At 73.2% G+C, this 4325-nt stretch carries 6 protein-coding genes; 1 reads left to right on the top strand and 5 read right to left on the bottom strand.

What is annotated here, in order from left to right:
• The first annotated feature begins 11 nt into the window (after positions 1–11).
• Entirely contained in the window at positions 12–575 is a 564-nt protein-coding gene (locus ACFV4F_RS42600) for a dihydrofolate reductase family protein (RefSeq protein ID WP_380511266.1), read from the top strand.
• 43 nt (positions 576–618) lie between these two features.
• On the opposite strand, the gene ACFV4F_RS42595 is transcribed toward ACFV4F_RS42600, so the two are convergent.
• From ACFV4F_RS42595 to ACFV4F_RS42575, 5 genes are all read right to left on the bottom strand, one after another.
• On the bottom strand, positions 619–1011 hold the full coding sequence (locus ACFV4F_RS42595) for a hypothetical protein (protein WP_380442572.1): 393 nt from the start codon (positions 1009–1011) through the stop codon (positions 619–621).
• Positions 1012–1073: 62 nt separating this feature from the next.
• Positions 1074–1547, bottom strand: a complete 474-nt coding sequence (locus tag ACFV4F_RS42590; protein ID WP_380511264.1) for a MarR family winged helix-turn-helix transcriptional regulator — start codon at positions 1545–1547, stop codon at positions 1074–1076.
• A gap of 170 nt (positions 1548–1717) precedes the next feature.
• The gene (locus ACFV4F_RS42585) at positions 1718–2365 is read right to left on the bottom strand and encodes an isochorismatase family protein (RefSeq protein ID WP_380511261.1); all 648 of its coding nucleotides are present in this window, start codon (positions 2363–2365) and stop codon (positions 1718–1720) included.
• Between the two features lie 174 nt (positions 2366–2539).
• Positions 2540–3016, bottom strand: coding sequence for a universal stress protein (locus tag ACFV4F_RS42580; RefSeq protein WP_380511258.1), 477 nt, complete (start codon positions 3014–3016; stop codon positions 2540–2542).
• A gap of 235 nt (positions 3017–3251) precedes the next feature.
• The gene (locus tag ACFV4F_RS42575; protein WP_380511256.1) at positions 3252–4112 is read right to left on the bottom strand and encodes an isocitrate lyase/phosphoenolpyruvate mutase family protein; all 861 of its coding nucleotides are present in this window, start codon (positions 4110–4112) and stop codon (positions 3252–3254) included.
• Positions 4113–4325: the final 213 nt, after the last annotated feature.

Genomic DNA, 4325 nt, shown 5'->3' with positions numbered 1-4325 from the left:
GGCTCGGAGCCATGCTGATCTACTCGATGGGCGTCTCGGTGGACGGGTTCATTTCCGACCGTGAGGGCAAGTTCGGCTGGTCGGTCCCGAGCGAGGAGCAGTTCCGCTTCCACGTCGAACAGATCAGGGAGCTCGGCGGATTGCTGTGCGGCCGCAGGCTGTACGAGACCATGCTGCCGTGGGAGACGGACCCGTCGATGCGCGGCACCGAGCTGTGGGCCGAGTTCGCCGACGTGTGGAGCGGGATCCCGAAGGTCGTCTTCAGCCGCACGCTCGACCGCGTCGAGGGCAACGCGCGGCTCGCCCGGGCACCGCTGGCCGAGGAGGCCGCCGCGGCGCTCGCCGCCACCGACCTGGACGTCGAGGTCGGCGGCGCCGACCTGGCGGCACAGGCGGTCGTGCAAGGGCTCGTCGACGAACTGCGCATGTTCCGCCCCCCGATCGTCGTCGGTGGCGGCACGCCCTTCCTGCCGCCCGTCACGGAGGACGTCCGGCTGGACCTGGTCGACACCAGGACGTTCGGTTCCCGCGTCGTCTACGAGCGCTACCGGCGCGTGCCCGAATCGTCGGACTGACGCGAACGACAGTGACCGCGAAGGACATCGCTCCTGTGTGGTCTCACCGCCGGGGCATGCCCCCGTGCGGGCTGTTGACCACCAGCGCCAGTGATCCCTCCGCGAGGTAGAAGTGGTCGGGGAAGTACTCGATGTGGAGGTGGCCGCCGTCGTCGAGCTCGGCCATTTCCCGCAGGTTGTCGGCCAGCACCGCCCGCGCCGGGCCGTCGCCGCTGATCACCAGTAGCCGGCGCGAGGCGTCCAGGTGAAGCAGCACGCCGGGGCCGGGTGTGTCCCTGACCTCGACCCTCGTGAGGTCGTGGCGGCCCGTCGCGGCCGAGGACGGGAGGTCGATCACCCCTTCCCCCTCGGCCACCACGCGGGCCAGAAGGTTCAGGTCCTCGGCGGAGCCGGAGACGTCCCCCAAGGCGTACGAGGGGTCGAATTCGATCTTCACGGGCGGTGGCGCTCCTTCACTCTCCGGCCTGCGGGTGGGTGGTGACCACGTCGGGCCATTGCTCAGGGCTGCTGCACGGCCCGCTGCTGGAGGTGCGCGATGCGGGTCAGCGAGCGCATGAACCGCGCGTACTCCTCGGCCCCGATCGCGTCGGCGTGGCGGCGGCCGATCGCGGCGAGGACGCGGCGCGCGGCAGCGATCTCGGCGGTGCCGCGCTCCGTGGGCACGACGAGCTTGGCGCGGCGGTCGGCGGGGTCGGGCCGGCGTTCGACGTAGCCGAGGGCTTCGAGCTCGTCGACGGTGTTGCCGATGATCTGCTTGTGCAGGCCTGCCAGTTGGGACAGCTCGCTGGGGCGCACGCCGTCGGGACGCAGGTGTGCGAGGAGGGCGCCGTGCCGCGGGGTGAGGTCGTCGAACCCCTCGTGGGCCATGGTGTGCCAGAGCTCGTCCTGGAGGGCGCGGAAGAGGATGCCGGTCAGCACCCCGAGGTCCGGTTCCGGTGCGGCGCTCGTCGCACGGGCGTCGTCCTCCGGCATGGCGGTCCCCCTTTCGGATCGGCAGCGGGTCGCTGGTCTGGTCCGTGCACGATATCGCCCGGCCGGCCGGCGGTCCGCGCCGGCCGGGTCGGCCACCGCAGGACGGCGTCCAGGGCTTGCTTCGTCTCAAGCCCCTCGGCATCAGGCCAGTTCGGCGTAGGCCTGTTCGATCAGGCCTGCTTGGCGTAGGCCTCGCGGAGCTGGCCGTTCAGGATGCCGAAGTCCATGCCCACGGCCTCGTACAGCGCGGGGGCCAGCGGGCTCGCGTTGTCGGCGAGCATCTCCACGGCGACCGACGCGTAGTCGACGGAGATGACCCCGGCCTGCTGCATCCGCAGGATGCCGGTGGTGCGCTTGGTGTCGTTGAACGTGCCCGAGGCGTCGACGACGCCGTACACGTCGTAGCCGGCACCGGTGGCCGAGAGGGCGGGCAGGGTCAGGCAGACCTCGGTGGAGACGCCGGCGACGATCAGCTTCTTCCGCCCGGTGGCCTCGACCGCCGCCCGGACGCGGGGGTCGTCCCACGCGTTCACCGTGCTCCGGTCGATGACCTCCAGCTCCGGCGGCAGGGCCGCGGCCAGTTCGGGCGCCAGCGGCCCCCACAGGGACTCCGCCGCCGTGGTCGTCACCACGATCGGGACCCCGAGCACTCGCGCGGCCCGTGCCAGCGCGACCACGTTGTGCTTGAGCTCGGCGACGGTGTAGTCGCGCACTGCGGCGAGCAGCCCGATCTGGTGGTCGACGAGCAGCAGGGTGGCGTTGTCCGCGGTGAGCTGCTCGGTGAAGCGCCACGATCCGTCAGCGGTCGTTCCGTGCATGGCTGTTACTCCTTCACGAGTGCGTGCCGCGGTGCGGTCGCTGGGTCCAGTGAAGCAGTCACAAACTTTGATAGTCAAGAAGTTTGACGACTTGGTCCGACGGAGGAGCGGTTGGGAGAGCGCGTGGCCGGGCGCGGGCCGAACCTCCGCCAGCAGGCCCCGGCGGGTCCTCCGTCAGGGCCAGACGAGCAGGACCGGGCAGGGGGCGTGGTCGACGACGTGACGGGTGACCGGGCCGAGGCTGCGCGGGCCGGGGTGGGTTCGGTCACCGTCGCGGGCGAGGACCAGGAGGCCGGCGGCCTCGGACGCGGTGACAACCTCCCGTTCGACGCGGCCGGTGCGCACCTGGGCGGTGCAGGGGAGGTCGAGGCGCTCGGCGGCGGCGCGCACGAGGTGTTCGCCGGAGGCGGCCGCGAGGTGTTCCAGGCGGCTGCCGGGGTCGCTGCCCCAGCCGTCGCCCGGGAGATGATCGGAGTCCTCCTGGCGATGGCCGCGGCCGAGGAGGCCGGCGAAGGCGCCGTGCGCGGCCCCGGGGACCTCGGGGTCGCGCACGTACAGCAGGACGATGTCGGCGCCGGGCGGGGAATGCTCGCGCGCGGCGTCGACGCAGGCGGGCCAGGTGCCCTCGGTCAGCCAGACGACGGTCGTCACGTGTCACGCTCCGATCGTGCGGAGTCACCCCCACAGTGCCACCACGGCCACGGTCAGGGAAGCAGGGCGGCCACCACCGGCAACCCGATGGTCGACGGCCCCGCGGTCGGGGCGCCCGGGCCGACTCCGCAGCATGGACGAATTGCCGTCCTTTCCAACCAAGTTGGGTCCGTCCTGGTCACGCCGAGGGCGCCGGGTGTCGACGCGGTCCGGAGAGCCGGGCCCCGTCAGGGGATCACTCCGCGAGCGCCTGGATCGCCGCGTAGCCGGGGACGTCCGGCATCGCGGGGAGGACGCCGTCCGTGCGCAGGGCGACGGCGGCGTCCACGGCCGCGCCGAGGGCGATGCGGAAGAGCAGGCCGCCCAGGCTGACGCGGCGGACGCCGAGGTCGGCGAGCGCCTTGAGGGACGGGCCGCCGGTCGGGGCGAGGAGGTTGAGCGGGAGCGGGATCGCGGCCACCACTGCGGTGATGTCCGCCGGGTCGGTCAGGCCGGGGACGAACACGCCGTCCGCGCCCGCGTCCCGGTAGGCCGCCAGTCGGGACACCGTCTCGGCGGTGTCCGGCTCGCGCTGCCAATGGGTGTCGGTACGGGCGTTGACGAAGAGCAGGGGGACGGCCGCCTTGATCGCGGCGATCTTCGCGGCGTGCACGTGCGGCGGGGTGAGGCCGCCGTCGGCGCGGCCGTCCTCCAGGTTGACGCCGACCGCGCCGGTCTCGGCGAGCTCGGCGGCAAGGTCGGCGACCTCGGCCGGGTCGTCGCTGTAGCCGTTCTCGATGTCGACGGTGAACAGGAACCTGCCGTGGCCGAACCTGCGGGCGAGCCGGAGCATTTCGGCGCGCGTCCCGCCGGTGCCGTCCGGCAGTCCGGCCGCGGCGGAGACGCCCAGGCTCGTGGTGGCGATGGCGGGGAACCCGGCGGCGGCCAGGGCGGCGGCGGAGGCGTGGTCCCAGGCGTTCGGCAGCAGCAGGGGCTCACCGGGGCGGTCGTGCAGCTCGCGGAAGGCGGTGGCGTTGGCGGCGGCGGTGTTGGCGGAAGTGGCTTTGGTGGAAGCGGCGTTGGTGGAAGCGGTGCTGGTGGAAGCGGTGCTGGTCATGGCTGCTCCTGAGAAGGCGAGGTGGTGGGCTGCGTGCGGGGCGTTGGTCGCCCCAGTTTCCCGGGTCAGGCGCCCGGCGCCGTGGCGACGTGCCCGGCCCGGCCGTTCCGTTCCAGCAGCCCGGCGGCGAGCGCCAGCGCGTGGGCCCGGCCGGGGCAGCGGTGCGGGCCGGCGCCCGCGAAGGGGGTGTCCGGGGCGGGCCCCCGGGGCGCA

It is taken from the genome of Kitasatospora sp. NPDC059722, assembly GCF_042733235.1.
Taxonomy (GTDB): domain Bacteria; phylum Actinomycetota; class Actinomycetes; order Streptomycetales; family Streptomycetaceae; genus Kitasatospora.
The sequence above is the reverse complement of the archived record's forward strand: the minus strand, read 5'-3'. Positions and strand labels throughout refer to the sequence as shown.

Excerpts from the sequence above, each read along its gene's own strand:
- ACFV4F_RS42590 (WP_380511264.1), bottom strand. The coding sequence starts at position 1,547 with ATGCCGGAGGACGACGCCCGTGCGACGAGCGCCGCACCGGAACCGGAC.
- ACFV4F_RS42585 (WP_380511261.1), bottom strand. The coding sequence starts at position 2,365 with ATGCACGGAACGACCGCTGACGGATCGTGGCGCTTCACCGAGCAGCTC.
- ACFV4F_RS42600 (WP_380511266.1), top strand. The coding sequence starts at position 12 with ATGCTGATCTACTCGATGGGCGTCTCGGTGGACGGGTTCATTTCCGAC.
- ACFV4F_RS42575 (WP_380511256.1), bottom strand. The coding sequence starts at position 4,112 with ATGACCAGCACCGCTTCCACCAGCACCGCTTCCACCAACGCCGCTTCC.